This window comes from Klebsiella sp. WP3-W18-ESBL-02, from assembly GCF_014168815.1.
Lineage (GTDB): Bacteria > Pseudomonadota > Gammaproteobacteria > Enterobacterales > Enterobacteriaceae > Kluyvera > Kluyvera ascorbata_B.
Map to the genome: position 1 here is coordinate 1,347,270 of NZ_AP021972.1, position 20,699 is coordinate 1,367,968.

At 56.3% G+C, this 20,699-nt stretch carries 13 protein-coding genes; 7 read left to right on the plus strand and 6 right to left on the minus strand.

The features are described from left to right. Positions 1-12 precede the first annotated feature (12 nt). A complete protein-coding gene (gene tadA, locus H7R56_RS06490) occupies positions 13-561 on the plus strand; it encodes a tRNA adenosine(34) deaminase TadA (RefSeq protein WP_106924060.1) in 549 nt (182 codons plus the stop codon). Between the two features lies 1 nt (position 562). Here the strand turns inward: tadA and mltF are convergent, their stop codons facing one another. Then, positions 563-2,089 (minus strand): membrane-bound lytic murein transglycosylase MltF, encoded by a 1,527-nt coding sequence (gene mltF, locus H7R56_RS06495; protein ID WP_106924061.1) that lies wholly within the window; start codon positions 2,087-2,089, stop codon positions 563-565. A 245-nt stretch (positions 2,090-2,334) separates the two neighbouring features. Here mltF and purL point away from each other — a divergent pair, with 245 nt between their 5' ends. The 5 genes from purL (at position 2,335) to glnB (ending at position 10,704) form a co-directional block, all read left to right on the plus strand. Further along, the gene (purL, locus tag H7R56_RS06500) at positions 2,335-6,222 is read left to right on the plus strand and encodes a phosphoribosylformylglycinamidine synthase (RefSeq protein WP_106924063.1); all 3,888 of its coding nucleotides are present in this window, start codon (positions 2,335-2,337) and stop codon (positions 6,220-6,222) included. Positions 6,223-6,820: 598 nt separating this feature from the next. Next, entirely contained in the window at positions 6,821-8,257 is a 1,437-nt protein-coding gene (gene qseE, locus H7R56_RS06505; protein ID WP_106924064.1) for a two component system sensor histidine kinase QseE/GlrK, read from the plus strand. Between the two features lie 17 nt (positions 8,258-8,274). Then, entirely contained in the window at positions 8,275-8,967 is a 693-nt protein-coding gene (qseG, locus tag H7R56_RS06510; RefSeq protein WP_106924065.1) for a two-component system QseEF-associated lipoprotein QseG, read from the plus strand. Then, positions 8,960-10,297, plus strand: coding sequence for a two-component system response regulator GlrR (gene glrR / locus H7R56_RS06515; RefSeq protein ID WP_106924066.1), 1,338 nt, complete (start codon positions 8,960-8,962; stop codon positions 10,295-10,297). The genes qseG and glrR overlap by 8 nt, the downstream gene beginning before the upstream one ends. Before the next feature lie 68 nt (positions 10,298-10,365). Beyond that, positions 10,366-10,704, plus strand: coding sequence for a nitrogen regulatory protein P-II (gene glnB, locus H7R56_RS06520; RefSeq protein ID WP_002914032.1), 339 nt, complete (start codon positions 10,366-10,368; stop codon positions 10,702-10,704). Positions 10,705-10,815: 111 nt separating this feature from the next. Here the strand turns inward: glnB and dtpD are convergent, their stop codons facing one another. From dtpD to hmpA, 5 genes are all read right to left on the minus strand, one after another. Beyond that, complete coding sequence (gene dtpD, locus H7R56_RS06525; RefSeq protein WP_106924067.1) at positions 10,816-12,279, minus strand: dipeptide permease DtpD; 1,464 nt, start codon at positions 12,277-12,279, stop codon at positions 10,816-10,818. 59 nt (positions 12,280-12,338) lie between these two features. After that, the gene (cadA, locus tag H7R56_RS06530; RefSeq protein ID WP_106924434.1) at positions 12,339-14,486 is read right to left on the minus strand and encodes a lysine decarboxylase CadA; all 2,148 of its coding nucleotides are present in this window, start codon (positions 14,484-14,486) and stop codon (positions 12,339-12,341) included. A gap of 91 nt (positions 14,487-14,577) precedes the next feature. After that, positions 14,578-15,909: a cadaverine/lysine antiporter gene (cadB, locus tag H7R56_RS06535; RefSeq protein ID WP_106924068.1), complete on the minus strand. Its 1,332-nt coding sequence runs from the start codon at positions 15,907-15,909 to the stop codon at positions 14,578-14,580. A gap of 348 nt (positions 15,910-16,257) precedes the next feature. Further along, entirely contained in the window at positions 16,258-17,793 is a 1,536-nt protein-coding gene (cadC, locus tag H7R56_RS06540; RefSeq protein ID WP_106924069.1) for a lysine decarboxylation/transport transcriptional activator CadC, read from the minus strand. Between the two features lie 135 nt (positions 17,794-17,928). Next, positions 17,929-19,119: an NO-inducible flavohemoprotein gene (hmpA, locus tag H7R56_RS06545; RefSeq protein ID WP_106924070.1), complete on the minus strand. Its 1,191-nt coding sequence runs from the start codon at positions 19,117-19,119 to the stop codon at positions 17,929-17,931. Between the two features lie 326 nt (positions 19,120-19,445). Here hmpA and glyA point away from each other — a divergent pair, with 326 nt between their 5' ends. Then, entirely contained in the window at positions 19,446-20,699 is a 1,254-nt protein-coding gene (gene glyA, locus H7R56_RS06550; RefSeq protein WP_106924071.1) for a serine hydroxymethyltransferase, read from the plus strand.

Below are 20,699 nucleotides of genomic sequence, written 5' to 3' on the forward strand. Positions count from 1 at the left end.
ATATTGTGTATAATGCGCCGCGTTTTATCACCTGGAGTCCCGACGTTGTCTGACATTGAACAGAACCATGAATACTGGATGCGCCATGCGCTGGTGCTGGCTAAACGCGCCTGGGAAGAAGGCGAGGTGCCGGTTGGCGCGGTGCTGGTGCATAACAATCAGGTGATTGGTGAAGGCTGGAACCGCCCGATCGGCCGTCACGATCCTACCGCGCACGCGGAGATTATGGCGCTGCGGCAGGGGGGGCTGGTATTGCAGAACTACCGTTTGATTGACACGACGCTGTACGTCACGCTGGAGCCCTGCGTGATGTGTGCAGGCGCAATGGTCCACGGCCGAATCGGCAGTCTGGTGTTCGGTGCCCGCGACGCTAAAACCGGCGCGGCTGGGTCGCTGATTGACGTGCTGCATCACCCGGGAATGAATCACCGCGTTGAGATGACGGAAGGGGTGCTGGCCGATGAATGCTCGGCGATGCTAAGCGATTTCTTCCGCCACCGCCGCCAGCAGCAGAAGGCACTGAAGCAGGCGGCGAAAGCGGCAAATCTGCCGGCGGAATAACTTATTTATGCTTCGACATTAAGAATGACAGCGCGTCGCTGTGGTTCGGCGTCGGCATAAAGGAAAACAGGCCGTAGTGATTACGGTTTAGCTCATCCGGCGAGACCGCCGGATAGGCCTCGGCAATCGCCATCTGTTCGGTGGCCTTCTTCTCTTTTTCCTGCAAATAGCCTACTAGGCTTATCTGATATTTACGGATATTCTCGACGTAGGCGTAGGCCTCGTGGCCGCGCGCGTAGCCGTAGGTCAGCTTGCTGTACCAGGGTTTCTGGCTCAGCAACGGCAGGCGTTGTTTGACATCAGCCCAGCTATCCGGATTCCCCTTCTGTTTCGCCGTTAGCGCACGGGCATCGAGCATGTGGGCATAGCCCATGTTGTAGGCCGCCAGCGCAAACCAGATTTTTTCTTCCTGCGGCACGCTGTCCGGCACTTTGGTCATCATATCCTGTAAATAACGCATGCCGCCGCTGATACTCTGTTCCGCGTCGGTACGGTCGCTCAGGCCTAAACTTTGCGCGGTATTTTTCGTCAGCATCATCAGCCCACGCACCCCGGTGGGGGAGGTGGCCTGCGGGTCCCAGTGCGACTCCTGGTAGGAAATGGCCGCCAGCAGCTTCCAGTCGATTTCGCTGGCATGCTTCTCAAACAGCGGCCGCAGGTCTGGCAGCACGTTATCCACCGCGCGCAGGAATGAGCGGGTATCCACATAGTCGAAATCATCGCCGTGGCCGAGATACTTCTCTTCAAGGCGAGCCAGCGCCCCGTCTTCATTCATATTATTGAAGAAGTCGAGCATGGCCGCGGAGAGCGTGTTGTCGTTGTCTTTCAGACTAAACCAGGTGACGGGCTGTTCGTCAGTGACGTCGAGGGCAACCGCCAGCTCTGGATGGACGCGCTGGAACAGACCGATAGCGACAGAATCGGCGATGGTGTAGCTGAGCTTGCCATCGATGACCGCCTGCATCAAATCTACCGAGCCGCGCTTTTCGTCTACGTTCCAGCTGAGCTCAGGAAACGTCTTCTCTTTTAAGCTTTGCAGATCGTTGATGACGACCTGGCCCGGCGCGACGGTAAGCTGCCCGGCGGTGAGGGTACCCAGGCTGCGGGGACGCGGGCTGCCGACGCGATAAACCAACTGCTGCGACACGGAATAGTAGGTGGGGCCGGCCTGGTAGTTCTGCACGCGCTCGCTGTTGTAAACCAGCCCCGCGGCCAGCATATCGGCGTCGCCGTGGTCCAGATCGTCAAAGAGCTGGCTAATGTTCTGGCGAACGGTGATTTTCAGCTTAACGCCAAGGTAGTCGGCGAACTGCTGGGCCAGCTCATAATCGAGGCCGTAGTCTTTGCCGTTGACCGTGGTGTAGGTCAGCGGCGACAGTATGGTACTGACGCGCAGTTCCCCCCGCTCCTGAATGGCGGCGATGCGATTCTCTGGTTTGCCAAACCAGGGGATTGAGGGCCAAAGGGCCGCTGCCAACAACAGCGTTACAACGCCGATCAGCAGATAATTAATCTTTAGTTTTTTCAAATAGTTAATTCGCTTTGATACCAGTTTGTTTCCCTGATAGCGATGCGGGTTGCTATAGAATGAGCGGCATTTTGCTTAAGATTGCGCCAGTTGGCAACTGATTCGCGAGTCGCGTCACACCGAATGTTAAAGATGGACGATGATTTTATTTCCACGCAAACGGTTTCGTCAGGCCGCAGGATTCTCTATAATAGCCGCCGTTCTCCCCCATTGCGCACACTGAAAGCTGAGAAGACGAGAGACTTATGATGGAAATTCTGCGTGGTTCGCCTGCACTGTCTGCATTTCGTATTAACAAACTGCTGACGCGGTTTCAGGCAGCCAACCTCCCGGTAAGCAATATATACGCCGAGTATGTCCATTTTGCCGACCTGGACGCGCCGCTGACCGAAGATGAGCGGGCCCGACTTGAGCGATTGTTGCAGTATGGCCCAAGCCTGAACAGCCATACCCCTACCGGTAAACTGCTGCTCGTCACTCCCCGCCCTGGCACTATCTCTCCCTGGTCTTCCAAAGCTACCGACATCGCACATAACTGCGGCCTGAATCAGGTGCTGCGGCTGGAACGCGGCGTCGCCTACTATGTTGATGCCGCGAGTCTGACCGCTGAGCAACTCGGCGCGGTGGCGGCAGAACTGCACGATCGCATGATGGAGAGCGTATTTGACTCGCTGCAGGATGCCGAAAAACTGTTTGCTCATCACCAGCCTGCACCGGTTGCCAGCGTGGATCTGCTGGGGCAGGGCCGTCAGGCGCTGATTGATGCCAACATTCGTCTTGGCCTGGCGCTGGCGGACGACGAAATTGACTACCTGCAGGATGCGTTCACCAAGTTGGGTCGCAACCCGAACGACATCGAGCTGTACATGTTCGCCCAGGCGAACTCCGAGCACTGTCGTCACAAGATTTTTAACGCCGATTGGATTATCGACGGTAAACAGCAGCCGAAGTCGCTGTTTAAGATGATCAAAAACACCTTTGAAACCACGCCGGATCACGTGCTGTCTGCCTATAAAGACAACGCCGCGGTGATGGAAGGCTCTGAAGTCGGCCGCTACTTTGCCGACCACAAAACCGGACGCTACGATTTCCATCAGGAGCCCGCGCACATCCTGATGAAGGTAGAAACCCATAACCACCCGACGGCTATCTCTCCATGGCCGGGCGCGGCAACCGGCTCCGGCGGGGAAATTCGCGATGAAGGCGCTACCGGCCGCGGCGCGAAGCCAAAAGCGGGGCTGGTGGGGTTCTCCGTTTCTAACCTGCGTATCCCTGGCTTTGAACAGCCGTGGGAGGAAGATTTCGGCAAACCGGACCGTATCGTGACCGCGCTGGATATCATGACCGACGGCCCGCTGGGCGGCGCAGCGTTCAACAACGAATTCGGTCGTCCGGCGCTGACCGGTTACTTCCGTACCTACGAAGAAAAAGTGAACAGCCACAACGGCGAAGAGCTGCGTGGTTATCACAAGCCGATCATGCTGGCGGGCGGGATCGGCAACATCCGCGCCGATCACGTCCAGAAAGGCGAGATCGTGGTAGGTGCGAAGCTGATCGTGCTCGGTGGCCCGGCGATGAATATCGGCCTTGGCGGCGGTGCGGCCTCTTCAATGGCTTCCGGCCAGTCTGACGCCGACCTCGACTTCGCGTCCGTACAGCGCGACAACCCGGAAATGGAACGCCGCTGTCAGGAAGTGATCGACCGCTGCTGGCAGCTGGGCGATGCCAACCCGATTCTGTTTATTCACGACGTGGGCGCAGGCGGCCTGTCTAACGCCATGCCGGAACTGGTGAGCGACGGTGGACGCGGCGGGAAATTCCAGCTGCGCGACATCCTGAGCGATGAGCCGGGCATGAGCCCACTGGAAATCTGGTGTAATGAATCCCAGGAACGCTACGTGCTGGCGGTAGCCGCTGACCAGCTTCCGCTGTTCGATGAGCTGTGTAAGCGTGAACGCGCGCCGTACGCGGTCATCGGTGAAGCCACCGAAGAGAAGCACCTGACGCTCAGCGACAGCCACTTCGACAATCAGCCAATCGACATGCCGCTCGACGTTCTGCTCGGCAAAACGCCGAAGATGACTCGCGATGTGCAGACGCTGAAAGCGAAAGGCGAAGCGCTTGCCCGTGAACACATTACGATTGCCGATGCGGTGAACCGCGTGCTGCACCTGCCAACCGTGGCGGAGAAAACTTTCCTCGTGACCATCGGTGACCGTACCGTCACCGGCATGGTTGCGCGCGACCAGATGGTCGGCCCGTGGCAGATCCCGGTAGCCAACTGCGCGGTGACCACCGCCAGCCTCGACAGCTACTACGGCGAAGCGATGTCTATCGGTGAGCGTGCGCCCGTTGCGCTGCTGGACTTCGCGGCTTCCGCCCGTCTGGCGGTAGGCGAAGCGCTGACTAACATCGCCGCGACCCAGATTGGCAACATCAAACACATTAAACTCTCGGCAAACTGGATGTCGGCGGCAGGTCACCCTGGCGAAGACGCGGGGCTGTACGAAGCGGTGAAAGCGATCGGCGAAGAGATGTGTCCGCAGTTGGGTCTGACTATTCCGGTGGGCAAAGACTCCATGTCGATGAAAACCCGCTGGCAGGAAGGCAACGAGCAGCGCGAAATGACCTCGCCGCTGTCGCTGGTCATTTCCGCCTTTGCCCGCGTGGAAGACGTGCGTCACACCATCACGCCGCAGCTGGTCACCGAAGATAACGCCCTGCTGCTGATTGACCTTGGTAAGGGCCATAACGCGCTGGGTGCGACCGCGCTGGCGCAGGTCTACCGTCAACTGGGCGATAAACCGGCCGACGTGCGCGACGTTGCGCAGCTGAAAGGCTTCTACGAGGCGATTCAGGCGCTGGTTGCGCAGCGTAAGCTGCTGGCCTATCACGACCGTTCCGACGGCGGCCTGCTGGTGACGCTGGCGGAGATGGCCTTTGCCGGTCATTGCGGCGTGGAAGCTGACGTGGCAACGCTTGGCGACGATCGTCTGGCGGCGCTGTTCAACGAAGAGCTGGGCGCGGTGATTCAGGTTCGTGCCGCTGACCGTGAAGCGGTAGAAGCGATTCTGGCGGCCAACGGCCTGGCAGACTGTGTACACTTCCTCGGTAAAGCCGTTGAAGGTGACCGCTTCACCCTGACTGCCAACGGTCAGCCGGTATTCAGCGAAAGCCGCACTACGCTGCGTATGTGGTGGGCTGAAACCACCTGGCAGATGCAGCGTCTGCGCGATAACCCAGAGTGTGCCGATCAGGAACACGACGCGAAAGCGAACGATAACGACCCGGGCCTCAACGTGAAGCTCACCTTTGATATCGCAACTGACGTGGCGGCGCCTTACATTGCGACCGGTGCGCGCCCGAAAGTGGCCGTGCTGCGTGAACAGGGCGTCAACTCGCACGTGGAGATGGCGGCCGCCTTCCACCGTGCGGGCTTTGATGCCATTGACGTCCATATGAGCGACCTGCTGGCCGGCCGTACAGGTCTGGCTGACTTCCAGGCGCTGGTGGCCTGCGGCGGTTTCTCCTACGGTGACGTGCTCGGTGCGGGCGAGGGCTGGGCGAAATCCATTCTGTTCAACAACCGCGTGCGCGATGAGTTCGCCACTTTCTTCCATCGCCCTCAGACGCTGGCGTTGGGCGTGTGTAACGGCTGTCAGATGATGTCTAACCTGCGTGAACTGATCCCGGGCAGCGACCTGTGGCCGCGCTTTGTACGTAACCATTCTGACCGTTTTGAAGCGCGCTTCAGCCTGGTCGAAGTGGCCAGCAGCCCGTCACTGCTGCTCGCCGGGATGGAAGGCTCACGGATGCCGATCGCCGTTTCTCACGGTGAAGGCCACGTGGAGGTTCGCGATGGTGCACACCTTGCTCAGCTTGAGAGTAAAGGTCTGGTCGCGCTGCGCTTCGTTGACAATTTCGGCAAGGTGACCGAAGCCTACCCGGCGAACCCGAACGGTTCCCCGAACGGTATTACGTCGGTCACCAACGAGAGCGGCCGCGTGACCATAATGATGCCGCACCCGGAGCGCGTGTTCCGCACCGTAGCTAACTCCTGGCACCCGGAAAACTGGGGCGAGGACAGCCCGTGGATGCGTATTTTCCGCAATGCGCGTAAGCAGCTCGGCTAAGACTCACGTTTAACGAATCAAGCCCCTCCTTGTGAGGGGCTTTTTTATCTGCAGGCCGGATAAAGACATTTACGCCGCCATCCGGCAATGTGCGTCGTTCCGCCCGATCAAGAGTGTCGGCAAACCCCGACATTGGTGATGTTATGATGTCGCCAAAAGGAGACATTTAATTCAATGATTTATATGTACTTTTTTGTGATTGATTTTAAGTGTTGTTAATTGGCGACAGTATTACCAAAACCCGCCCAGTGAACTTTCCAGGGTGATTGGTGTATTTTTCATATTTATCAGTATGTTAATATATTGTTTTGAAATGTGGCACGCATCGTGCATAATAATAACCAGTGGCTCATTCACCTTCTTATGTCAGCCCCTTCGGGACGTGCTACATAAACTTAGAATGACGCACAACAAGGTGCCTGCCGTCCAGCAAATGATAATAGCGCTGCTTTATCAACCATCGGGCGAAACGTTGAGTTAGGCACCGCCTTATTCCATAACAAAGCCGGGCTTATGCCCGGCTTTGTTATTTCTGGCCTTTCCCTCGTCGATATCCTCAGTTAGCATTCCAGTAAGTTGATTCACTGAGATACCTCTTTTGAAACGCCCCTCACTTTCTCCACGCTCGCTTCGCCAACTGGTGACGCTCGCTTTCCTGCTGATTCTGCTGCCGCTGCTGGTGCTGGCATGGCAGGCCTGGCAAAGCCTGAATATGCTCAGCGCGCAGGCCGAACAAACCAACCGCACGACGCTGATTGATGCCCGCCGCAGCGAAGCGATGGCCAACGTGGCGCTGGATATGGAGCGCAGCTATCGCCAGTACTGCGTGCTCGACGATCCGACGCTGGCGAAGGTGTATCAGAATCAGCGTAAACGCTATAGCGACATGCTGGAGGCGCACGCGGGCGTGCTGCCCGACGACACGCTCTACCAGCGGCTACGGCAAAATCTTCACGATCTGACAACCCTACAATGCACCAACAGCGGCCCGGAAAAGCAGGCGGTGGCGAAACTTGAAGCGTTCTCCAGCGCCAACGGTGAGCTGGTGCAGGCCACCCGCACCGTGGTTTTCTCCCGTGGGCAGCAGCTACAGCAGGCGATCGCTGAACGCGGCCAGTTCTTCGGCTGGCAGGCGCTGGTGCTGTTTCTGGTGAGCCTGGCGATGGTGCTGCTGTTCACCCGAATGATTATCGGCCCGGTGAAGGGCATTGAGAGTATGATCAACCGTCTGGGCGAGGGACAGTCGCTGGACGGCGAGGTGATGTTCCGTGGGCCACGTGAGCTGCGTTCTGTTGGCCAGCGTATTATCTGGCTTAGCGAGCGCCTGTCGTGGCTGGAGTCACAGCGACATCAGTTTCTGCGTCATCTTTCCCACGAACTGAAAACACCGCTGGCCAGCATGCGTGAAGGCACCGAGCTACTGGCGGACCAGGTGGTAGGGCCGCTCAGCGCCGAACAAAAAGAGGTGGTCGCTATCCTGGATAGCAGCAGCCGCAACCTGCAAACGCTGATTGAACAGCTGCTGGACTACAACCGCAAGCTGAGTGAGACGGCCGTTCGCATGGAGTATGTCGCGCTGGCGCCGCTGGTGGAGATGGTGGTTTCCGCGCACAGCCTGCCGGCACGCGCTAAAATGATGCACACGCAGGTCGATTTACAGGCGGCAGGCTGCCTGGCAGAGCCCACGCTATTAATGAATGCGCTGGATAATCTGTACTCGAATGCGGTGCACTATGGCACTGAATCCGGTAACATTTATCTCCGTAGCCGCCGGGAAGGTTCGCGTGTCTCTATTGATGTCATCAATACGGGCACGCCAATCCCGGACGCAGAAAAATTAATGATTTTTGAGCCCTTCTTCCAGGGCAGCCATCAGCGCAAAGGTGCGGTGAAAGGAAGCGGCCTGGGATTAAGCCTGGCGCGCGACTCGGTGCGGAAAATGCACGGCGAGCTGCATCTTCTCGACTCCCGTGACGGTAACGTCTGTTTTCGCATTGAGCTTCCGGCACCAGGGCTCGAAAAAACAACCACATAAATCGATATCGAGTGACTATGCCCCAACTATTAGCACGTACCGGTCGACGGCTCCGCCGGTGGCGTAGCGGCCTGATTGGCGTTGCCTGCCTGATGCTGTCGGGCTGCAACGCCACGCTGCTGCCGCATCATAACGGCGGCAGCGGCGAGGGCAGCGAGCCGCACCAGCAGGTGGCGGATTACCAGTCGACCGACTGCGATGATATCTGGTCGCTAAACGGCGACATCGCTGAAAATAACCCGCTTTACTGGCTGCGCGGCATGGATTGCGCCGATCGTCTGTCGGCGACGCGCGCGCGCGCCGAGGCCAGCGCGCAGGCTGCCGATCGCTGGCAGGGAGCGCTCAAGCGCGGCATCCTGTTGGCAAACGCGAAAATCACCCCGGCAGAACGCCGCCAGCTGGTGGGCGACATCGATGCGTTAAGCTCGCAAATTCCTTCGCGTATTCGTCCGCTTTACCAGGTATGGCGAGATGGGCAGGCGCTACAGCTGTCGCTCTCTGAAGAGCGTTTGCGCTACAGCAAACTGCAGGAAACCAGCGACGGCCAGCTCGATGCGCTGCGTCAGCAGCAGCAGCAGCTTCAGGCCGAACTGGAGCTCACTACCCGTAAACTGCAAAATCTGACGGATATTGAGCGTCAGCTCTCCAGCCGCAAGCCGGGGGCGGATATCTCGCACCCAGCGGCATCTGATGAGGATAAAAATGAGTAACCGTAAACCCGCGCACCTGCTGTTGGTCGACGACGATCCCGGCCTGTTGAAGCTGCTGGGCATGCGTCTGACCAGCGAAGGTTATCGGGTGGATACCGCAGAAAGCGGCCAGCAGGGGCTGCGCGTGCTGGCAAAAGAGCGCATCGACCTGGTGATCAGCGATCTGCGCATGGACGAAATGGACGGCATGCAGCTGTTCAGCGAAATTCAGAAAGTGCAGCCGGGGATGCCGGTGATCATCCTTACCGCCCACGGTTCGATTCCGGACGCGGTCTCTGCCACCCAGCAGGGGGTGTTCAGCTTCTTAACCAAGCCGGTAGATAAAGACGCGCTCTATAAGGCCATCGACGAAGCGCTGGAGCGCACGTCGCCGGCGAACGATGACCAATGGCGAGAAGCGATTGTGACCCGCAGCCCGCTGATGCTGCGTCTGCTCGAGCAGGCACAGATGGTAGCGCAGTCGGACGTGAGCGTGCTGATTAACGGCCAGAGCGGTACCGGGAAAGAGATTCTGGCGCAGGCGATTCACAACGCCAGCCCGCGCCGAGCCAAGCCGTTCGTGGCAATTAACTGCGGCGCGCTACCGGAGCAACTGCTGGAGTCTGAACTGTTCGGCCATGCGCGCGGGGCGTTTACCGGCGCGGTCAGCAACCGCGAAGGGCTGTTCCAGGCGGCCGAAGGCGGCACGCTGTTTCTGGATGAAATTGGCGACATGCCCGCACCGCTGCAGGTGAAGCTGCTGCGCGTGCTGCAGGAGCGCAAAGTCCGCCCGTTAGGCAGCAACCGCGATCTGGACATTAACGTGCGGATTATCTCCGCGACCCACCGGGATCTGCCGAAGGCGATGGCGCGCGGCGAGTTTCGCGAAGATCTGTTCTACCGCCTGAACGTGGTCAATCTCAAGCTCCCGACGCTTGCCGAGCGTACCGAGGACATTCCGCTGCTGGCCAACTACCTGCTGCGCCAGGCGGCCGATCGGCATAAGCCGTTTGTCCGCGCCTTTTCCACCGATGCCATGAAGCGGTTGATGGCGGCCAATTGGCCGGGCAACGTGCGCCAGCTGGTCAATGTGATTGAGCAGTGCGTGGCGCTCACCTCTTCGCCGGTCATCAGCGATGCGCTGGTGGAGCAGGCGCTGGAAGGTGAAAACACGGCGTTGCCGACCTTCGTTGAGGCGCGCAATCAGTTTGAACTCAACTACCTGCGTAAGCTGCTGCAAATCACCAAGGGCAACGTCACTCACGCCGCGAGAATGGCGGGCCGCAACCGTACCGAATTTTACAAGCTGCTGTCGCGTCATGAACTGGATGCCAACGACTTTAAAGAGTAGCACCGTACATACGAGTGATTTATGATACGGTGAGCAACCGGTTACGCGATAAAAACGACAGGAACACCATGAAAAAGATTGATGCGATTATTAAACCCTTCAAACTGGATGACGTACGTGAAGCGCTGGCGGAAGTTGGCATCACCGGTATGACGGTAACGGAAGTGAAAGGCTTTGGTCGCCAGAAGGGCCACACCGAACTGTACCGCGGCGCGGAGTACATGGTGGACTTTCTGCCGAAGGTGAAAATTGAAATCGTGGTGACTGACGATATTGTTGATACCTGCGTCGATACCATTATCCGTACCGCGCAAACCGGCAAAATCGGCGACGGTAAAATCTTCGTCTTTGACGTAGCGCGCGTTATTCGTATCCGTACCGGTGAAGAGGATGACGCGGCAATCTAATCCGCAAAGCTCATCCTGGGATGTAGGCCGGATAAGCGCAGCGCCATCCGGCGTAACCTGCGCAGCTTGCCGGATGGCGGCATCAATGCCTTATCCGGCCTACTGCCTTAATCACTCGTCGGTCTGTGCTAAAGGTATGCTGGACGAACGCATCAGACGTTTCAACGCAACCGCCACCACGATTAGCGCCACGCAGCCCAGCGTCCATTCCCCCATTTGCGAGAAAAAATGCCCGTAGGCGTCGATAGCCGTTTCGCTAATCTGCGACTCGGTCGTTTTCTGCGCCACTACGCCTGCCAGCCAGTTGGCTACCGAGCCGGTAGCTAACATGTAGATGCCGGTCAACACGCCGGTGACGCCGGGCAGATTGAGGCGGGTAATTTGCGCCATCGCCACCGGGTCGATAAACAGTTCAGCAAAGCCCATCATCGCCAGGCCGGCAATCATCATCCCCATCGACGCCTGGCCGTGTAGCTGTGCGCCACGCGCGTTCAGGGCCAGCAGCATAAAGCCTGCGGCCATCAATGCCAGACCAAAGGCAAACTTCAACCATACCCGCAGCGTCGAACTGATGCCGCCTTCCGGACGAGCCAGCCAGGCCAATGCCACACCGGCGGACATCACCGCAATGGCGTTAACCGACTGGAAGAGGGCGGTAGGCACCTCAATATTCAACCAGCGGCGGTTGACGAAGCGATCGATAAACAGGCTGATAGAGCTGCCACCCTGCTGGGCCAGCACCCAGAACAGCGTACCGGTTAGCATCAGCAAAACGATTTGCCACAGCGCGCGGCGCTGCTGCGGGAAGCGCAGCATGATGCGGGCGACAATTACCGCCGCGGCGGCGCAGACGATGCCCAGTAAATAACCCGCCGCGTCATTCTCCAGCAGCAGCGTGAAGCACACAGGCGCAAGGCACAGCATTAACAGCAGCCAGCCCCAGGCTGGCAGGGCAAACTTTACCTCACGCAGCGCCGGGCGGTTCACTCCTTGGGTATGACGGAAGTGGCGGTGACCGCTTAAAAAGACCAGCAGGCCAACAAACATGCCCACGCCCGCCAGTGCAAAACCGACGTGCCAGCCGTACCACTGCGCCGCCAGACCGCAGGCGATGGGCGCGGCGATGGAGCCGATATTACCCGCCGCGTACAGCAGCGAGAAACCACCGTCGCGACGCTGGTCGTCGGGCGCATACAGCTCGCCGAGCAGACAGCTGATATTGGACTTAAACAGGCCGTAGCCGCAGATAATAATCGCCAGCGCCAGATACAGACTCCAGGTTGCGTCAGACTCGATGCCGAGCACCACGTGGCCGAGCGTCATCAGTATCGCACCGGCAATCACTGCCGTTCGGTTACCGAGCAGGCGGTCGGCGAGCCAGCCGCCCAGAATAGGGGTTACATAGACCAAAGAGGCGTAAGCGCTGAAAAGATTGATGGCGTGGCTGTCGTTAAAGCCGAGCTGGTGGGTGAGATAAAGGATGAGGAGGGCACGCATGCCGTAAAAGCTGAAGTATTCCCAGATTTGAATCGCCACGATGTAGTAGATCGCGCGCGGTTGTGAGGGTGTTTTCATGTGAACTCCTTGCGGCGTGAAAAAAGGGAAGCGGCAAGCCGCTTCCCTTACTGCTTTTATTATTTCGTGTTGTTTTCTTTCAGCACTTTTACGGTATAGCGACCGTCAGCCTGGCGATAGGCGCCGTGGATGTCGGTTTCGAAGCCCGGATAATGTGCGCCGATTTCACACAGCATCTGCAGGAACTCGAGCACCGGACGGCTCTGCTCGGTGATTTTCTCACCCGGCATCACCAGCGGTACGCCCGGAGGATACGGCAGGATCATGTTGGCGTTAACGCGGCCCACCATCTCTTCCAGATAGATCTCTTCGGTTTCACCGTGCAGCTCTTTCTGGAAGGCGGCGTATGGGGTCATTTCCATTTCCGGCAGCACTTCAAACGCGCGGAACATCAGGTCCGGCAGGTTGTGATGCTCAACCAGTTTATGAATGTTCTGCGCCAGCTCCTGGATACGCATGTTTTCATAAAACTCCGGCGCTTCGCGGTACAGCGCTGGCAGGATGTTTTTCACGCGCAGGTTCAGGTCGAACGCGCGTTTAAACTCGGTCAGCGCACGCAGCAGGCTCAGCGCTTTGGTTTTATCGATACCGATGCTGAACAGGAACAGAAGGTTGTACGGACCGGTTTTCTCAACGATGATGCCGCGTTCGTCGAGGTATTTCGCGACCAGACTTGCCGGGATACCGAACTCGTCCATGGTGCCGTCTTTCTTCATCCCCGGTGTCAAAATGGTGACTTTAATCGGGTCGAGGTACATGTGCTCGTTATCGATATTTTTGAAGCCGTGCCATGCGCTGTCAGAGCGCAGCGGCCAGCATTCAGGGCCATCGATATGTTCCGGCTGCCAGACATCGAAGAACCAGCCTTCAGACTCGCCTTTCAGACGCTTAATCTCTTTACGGAACTTAATCGCACGTTCGATAGAACCGTTAATCAGGCGCTTACCGGCGTTGCCTTTCATCATCGCCGCGGCGGTTTCGGTGGAGGCCACGATACCGTAGTGCGGAGAGGTGGTGGTGTGCATCATGTAGGCTTCGTTGAAGGTTTCTTCGTTCACGTCACCTTTCACATGAATCATGGAAGCCTGGGAGAACGCTGCCAGCAGCTTGTGCGTAGACTGCGTTTCGTAGATCACTTTACCTTCCACACGGCCGCCGCTCATCCCGCATTTCCCTTCATAAATCGGCGAGAAGTTGGTGTAAGGCACCCAGGCTGAGTCGAAGTGGATGGACTTCACGTCCAGCGTTTTCTTGATGAAATCGGTGTTGTAGAGCAGACCGTCGTAAGTGGAGTTGGTGATAACGGCATGCACCGGCCAGCTGGCGTTCGGCGTGGCTTTTACGCGTTTTTCAATCGTGGCGCGCTGGAACTCGCTCTGCGGAATACCGCCCAGAATGCCGTAGGCGTTACGGGTTGGACGGAAGTAGATTGGCGTAATATCGCTCATCATCATTAGATGGGTCAGCGATTTATGGCAGTTACGGTCAATCAGTACGGTGCTGCCCGCCGGCGCGGAGTACATACCAACGATTTTGTTGGCCGTGGAGGTGCCGTTGGTGACCATATAGCTGCGTTCGGCATTAAAGACGCGGGCAATATACTCTTCCGCTTCTTTGTGTGGGCCGGAGTGGTCCAGCAGTGAACCCAGCTCGGAAACGGAAATGGAGATATCGGACTTCATGGTGTTCGGGCCAAAGAAGTCGTAGAAAATGCTGCCGACCGGGCTTTTCTGGAAAGCGGTACCGCCCATATGACCAGGCGTACAGAAGGTGTATTTGCCTTCGCGAACGTATTTGAACAGCGCTTTGGTCAGCGGCGGCATGATGGTATCGATGTACTCATCGGTGTTCTGACGGATTTTCGCGGCGATATCGTCGGCGGCGCCAAGCGCATACTCGAAGAAGCGAACCTGCATGCGCAGATCGTTCAGACTCACGTCGAGAGTGGAGTAGCTATTAGCAAAAGCGTATACCGGCATGTACTCGTTCATCGCGCTGATTTCTTCGCACAGTTCGAGATTGTATTTATCCCAGTCGAAGATCACGCCGCACAGGCGGGCGTTATTTTCAATCAGCTTCAGCAGGTCTTCACGGTCATTCGGGTAGACAATCTGGAAGTTCAGGCCTTCCAGGGCGCGATGAAGTTCACGAATAGGCTCTTCTTTAAAATAGACGCCCATGTGGTTCATGATAGCAATAACATTCATAGTCATAGTCATGTTTCCAGGTAAAGGAGGCCCTTCCCACCGCGTTAGCGGCAGGGGAGGAAGGGCCTGTAGAAATAGGAGGGGCTAGCGGTTAGTGCGCTTCAGCCGGATTGTTTTCGTTGTCATTGTGCTGACGCTGGTGCATTTTGCGGCCGTAGAACATCAGGATGACCAGGCTGACGATAAAGGTGCCGGACAGCTCGAAGGAGTTGGCGCCCATCAGCGCGATGAAGCAGAATGCGCAGCCGAGCACAGAGCACACCAGGCTTGCTGAGTTACGGATGTTGAAGCCTTCGAAGCGAATCAGGTCAACGCAAGAGTAGAAGTACGGCAGCATGGTCAACAGAACGGCGATACCGGTCAGCTCACCGAACAGGTCGGAGGCTTTACCCCCGCTGGAGTTCATGATGGTGATGATAACCATCAGCGCGGTCATTTTAACGGCGGCCAGCAGCAGACCTTTTTTCGGAATACCGTTGCTATCAACTTCACCGTACACTTTCGGGAAGTTGCCATCGTTGGCCGCGCGCACCCCGGCCTGACCAACCAGCATCATCCAGGAGCCCAGCGAAGTCAGGCACGCAAAGGCGGTGAAGGCAGAAACCAGCGGCGCGGCCCAGCCGCCCAGAATGGTGGAGGCGCTGATGGCGAACGGCGCACCGGACGCTGCCATGACGGAAGCCGGGTACATACCAGAGATAACCTGCGTTGCCGCAATGTAGATAACACCGGCGATTGCGGTTCCCAGCATAGTGGCCAGCGGCACGGTACGTTTCGGGTTTTTCACCATACCGGTGCTGACGGCGGCAGATTCCACGCCGACAAACGCCCACAGGCACAGCAGAATACTTTTAATCACCGCGTGTGGATCGGTGCTGGTAGAGGTGTTCCAGTTTGCATGGTAGGTGGCCATATCAAACCAGTGCCAGCCCACCACGGCGGTCAGAACTACCGGGATCAGCACCAGGAAAAGGCCAATAGTGGTCAAACGGCTAACCCAGGCTCCCCCCAGCATGTTGACAAAGGTAAAGACCCACACGATAGCGATACAGGCAATGCCTGCCGGAATAGGATCGTTTAATACCGGGAAGAACGTGGATAAATAAGAGACGGCGGTAATCCCGATAGCCAGGTTACCAATCCAGTTGGCGTGATAATAAAGGACACCAGTCTGGAAACCAAATGCCGGTGATAATTCACCCGCGTAGGCAATTGGCCCACCCTGTTGAGGGTTTTTTGTTGCCAGTCGCGCATAAACATAAGCCAGGGACATTGCCCCGATAATAGAAATTACCCAACCCCAAATAGCAATACCGCCAATGCTGGCGAGGTTCGCTGGTAATAACGCAATACCGCTCCCCATCATATTCCCGGCGACGACGCCGGTACAGGCGAATAGCCCGATCTTTTTGGCAGAACTCATGTTCTTTTCTCCTGAACAGTATTTTTAAGATCGGATCGCGAGGTGAGCTATGGCGAGCGATCCGACCAACTGGCGACCATGTTACTGAGCGGAATAAGGGAAGTCCTAAAGTAAAAGTGAAATAAACACAAACTTGAAAAAGATGAGGTTTTTAGCTTTTGACATTAACATGTCAGGATAAAAACTTTATATCACGAAAAGATAAATTATTAGTAATTACAAGTGGGTATGTGATTTTATTTTTGGAGGGAGATGTTGCCATCTGGTAACAATAAATACCTTATGGCAACATCAATATTACATTTTTGATTACTTTATTTAACCGTAAAAATAACCCAGTGTCGTTCGCTATGATTCTTTAGGTAGGAAAGTTTGCAGATACGGAACAATTTTTTCTATCGATGTTTGGAATACGCCATTTTCAATCCAGTACAGCGTATTGTCGCCGGGGCGTAAATTAAACGCGGTAATATAAGCATCGGCTGCAAGACGATTCTCGCCTTTCATTTCGTATACCTTTCCTAATATCACGTAGTTCAGCCATGACATTTCCAGATCGATACTTTTATTAATCGCTTCATAGGCGCTATCGATGTTCCCTGTCCCCAGTGCATTAATTGCCTGAATACGGAACAGGATGCCGCTATTTTGCATTTCCGGCATTTTTTCGACTTTGTCTAATTCTTTACTGAGCGCCAGCAGCTGTTGGCTATCAAAAGGCTGCTGAGAATGGCGTAATACATCAACCATTGCCTTCTGCGCGTAGCCGTAGGCAAAATCTGGCGACTGCTTAATAATGCTATCCAGCAATGAGCTGGCTTTGGTTAATGATGGCGCATCGCCGTCAGAAATCAGCAGCAGCGCCTGATAAAACTGCGCCAGCGACAGCGGCTGTGTGAGATCCAGATGCGCCAGTTGCTCCTGTACTTGCTCTGGCCACGGCTGGGTTAGCGCGGTGGAAAGGCTATCGAACAGATCGCGTTGAATGGAGACCAGGTTGCTGTCGGTGACGAAATAGCGCTTATCAAGCATGGTCGAGCCGTCGGCGTTATCGACCAGCAACACCGACATAAAGCACTGCTGCGCGCGGTAATGGCGCTGGTTCACAAAGCTAATGGTCAGCGTTTTCCCCGAACTGCTGGGCTCGTTAACGTTATAGTTGGTTTTGTCGTGCACCATAAAGGTGGAGTAAGTGTTCAGCGATGTGGTGATCAGCGTTCCCAGCCCAATAGCGTAGGCCTGCTGTGATGCCCAGTTATTGCATGACACCCCTGGCTCGAAGCGCACATCAATATCGCGCGGGTTGAGCAGCAGGTGCGAGCGCGTAATCTGTGGATGCGGACGAACGACGGTCAGCAGCACCATGGCAATCAGCACGCCCAGCGACAGTAAAAAGGCGCACTGGGTCCAGAAACTGGAAAACCAGCGACGCTGGGCTCCTGGCGGCGTCACGGCAGCGGGCGTATTTTCTGGGGCGGGAAGGGGCTGCGCTGTGGGTACGGTTGCTGTTGCGGTAGGGGATGTTACCGGCGGCGGGATATCGGCACCCGTGTCGGTTTCATCGAGCCAGGTCACTTCTGCCGTCAGCTGATAGCCGCGTTTCGGGACGGTTATAATGTATTCAGCGTGACCATCATCGCCGCTGCGAAGCGACTTGCGTAGTTCAGAAATGCTCTGGGTGACCACGTGGCTGGTCACCATGTTGCGCATCCAGATATTATCGATCAGTTCATCACGGCTCAGCACTTCACCCGGATGCTGGGCAAAGTACATCAGCAAATCGATTAATCGAGGTTCCAGGGTGAGCTGTTGTCCAGGGCGGCTGATTTGATTAATAGAGGGTGCGATCAGCCATTCCCCAACGCGTACGACCGGTTGTTGCATATAAATGAATCGCCAAAGGATAAAAAATAGGATAGAGGCCTAATCATAACACAATTAACTACCCGTTTTTTTGACCTCAGCGAGCGTTGGCAGGGAGAGGCAGGCGGGCAATCATGCCCGCCTGGAAAGAAATAATTACAGAACTTTGTGCGGCCCGAAGCATTCGTAATGAATGCGTTCGGCGTTGATGCCCTGCGCCACCAGCTGTTTCGCGGCGTGTTGCATAAAGGCAATCGGGCCACAGAGATAGAACTGCATCTGCGGGTCCTGCAGACTTTCTGCCAGCGGGGCCAGCGTCATCAGGCCTTCGCTATCAAAGGCACCTGCTTCGCGATCGGCGTCGGTTGGCGTGCGATACCACACATGCGAGCGGAAGTGCGGCAGCGCTGCGCCGTGGGCCTTCACTTCATCCGCAAAGGCGTGAACTTCACCGTTTTCCGCCGCGTGGAACCAGTTTACCTGCGCCGGATGGTGGCGTTTGGCCAGACTATCCAGCATCGCCAGCATCGGCGTCTGGCCGACGCCGCCGGAAATCAAGGTAACCGGCGTCTGCGCGGAAACATTCAGGAAGAAATCGCCAGCAGGTGCAGCCAGATGGATAACATCGCCTTCTTTTGCCGCGTTATGCAGCCAGTTTGAAACCTGGCCGCCGTTTTCGCGTTTTACCGCAATGCGGTAACCCTTACCGTTCGGGCTGCGCGTCAGTGAATACTGACGAATTTCCTGGAATGCAAAATCTTCCGGCTTCAGCCAGACCGCCAGATACTGCCCCGGCTGATAATCCGCGACGGGCTCACCGTCTACCGGTTCCATTTCGAAGCTGGCGACCAGCGCGCTTTGCGGGATTTTTTTGACGATGCGGAAAGCACGAGTGCCTTCCCAGCCGCCGGTTTTGTTGGCGTTGTCCTGATAGATCTCCGCTTCACGCTGGATAAACACGCCGGCCAGCACGCCGTAGGCTTTACCCCATGCGTCCAGCACTTCCTGACCCGGGCTGAACATCTCATCCAGCGTCGCTAACAGATGAGCACCGACAATGTTGTACTGCTCTGGCTTAATCTGGAAGCTAGTGTGCTTCTGCGCAATTTTCTCCACCGCTGGCAGCAGAGCCGGCAGATTTTCAATATTACTGGCATAGGCGGCAATCGCGTTGAACAGCGCTTCACGCTGATCGCCGTTGCGCTGGTTGCTCATATTGAAAATCTCTTTCAGCTCCGGATTATGGGTAAACATCCGGTCATAAAAGTGGGCGGTGAGCTTCGGGCCGGTTTCAACCAGCAGCGGAATGGTGGCTTTCACGGTCGCGATGGTTTGAGCATCTAGCATGGCAGGTTTTCCTTACGTGTTATCTATTGTTGCATGTTAAATGCATCTTATAAAAATAACCCTTCTTTGTAAATGGTTCTTTGTGACAATGCATCATCGCGGTTACAACATGAATTATTCGCATCACAATCCTGAAAAGAAATCCGTTTACCTTATCAAGTGCTTTATTCCTCAAGCCCTTGTGCAGCCTGAAGGTAAACGTTTGCGTAATTTCGTTTGTCAAGACCTGTTATCACAGAACTAATCAGTTATACTGTGGGCCGTTGTCCAACAGGACTGCCTTTTTCAGGCCAAAATTTTATTGTTAGCTGAGTCAGGAGATGCGGATGTTAAAGCGTGAAATGAACATTGCCGATTATGATGCCGAACTGTGGCAGGCTATGGAGCAAGAAAAAGTACGTCAGGAAGAGCACATTGAACTGATCGCCTCCGAAAACTACACCAGCCCACGCGTTATGCAGGCGCAGGGCTCTCAGCTGACCAACAAATATGCTGAAGGTTATCCGGGTAAGCGTTACTACGGCGGCTGTGAATACGTCGATATCGTGGAACAGCTGGCTATCGACCGCGCGAAAGAACTGTTCGGCGCCGACTATGCTAACGTTCAGCCGCACTCGGGTTCTCAGGCTAACTTTGCTGTCTACACCGCGCTGCTGCAGCCGGGCGATACCGTGCTGGGTATGAACCTGGCGCAGGGCGGCCACCTGACTCACGGCTCTCCGGTTAACTTCTCCGGCAAACTGTACAACATCGTGCCTTATGGTATCGACGAGTCCGGCAAAATTGACTACGAAGAAATGGCCAAGCTGGCGCAGACCCACAAACCGAAGATGATCATCGGCGGCTTCTCTGCTTACTCCGGCGTAGTCGATTGGGCAAAAATGCGTGAAATCGCCGACAGCATCGGCGCTTACCTGTTCGTTGACATGGCGCACGTTGCGGGTCTGATTGCCGCAGGCGTTTACCCGAACCCGGTTCCGCATGCTCACGTTGTGACCACCACGACCCACAAAACCCTGGCGGGTCCGCGCGGCGGCCTGATCCTGGCGAAAGGTGGTGATGAAGAGCTGTACAAAAAACTGAACTCTGCCGTGTTCCCAAGCGCGCAGGGCGGCCCGCTGATGCACGTGATTGCCGGTAAAGCGGTAGCGCTGAAAGAAGCGATGGAGCCGGAGTTCAAAGTCTACCAGCAGCAGGTTGCGAAAAACGCCAAAGCGATGGTGGAAGTGTTCCTGAACCGCGGTTACAAAGTGGTGTCTGGCGGGACTGAAAACCACCTGTTCCTGCTGGACCTGGTGGATAAAAACCTGACCGGTAAAGAAGCTGACGCTGCCCTGGGTCGCGCTAACATCACCGTGAACAAAAACAGCGTGCCGAACGATCCGAAGAGCCCGTTTGTGACTTCCGGTATCCGCATCGGTTCTCCGGCTATCACTCGCCGCGGCTTCAAAGAAGCGGAAGCGAAGGAGCTGGCTGGCTGGATGTGTGACGTGCTGGATAACATCAATGATGAAGCCACCATCGAACGCGTGAAAGCAAAAGTGCTGGATATCTGCGCTCGCTTCCCGGTTTACGCATAA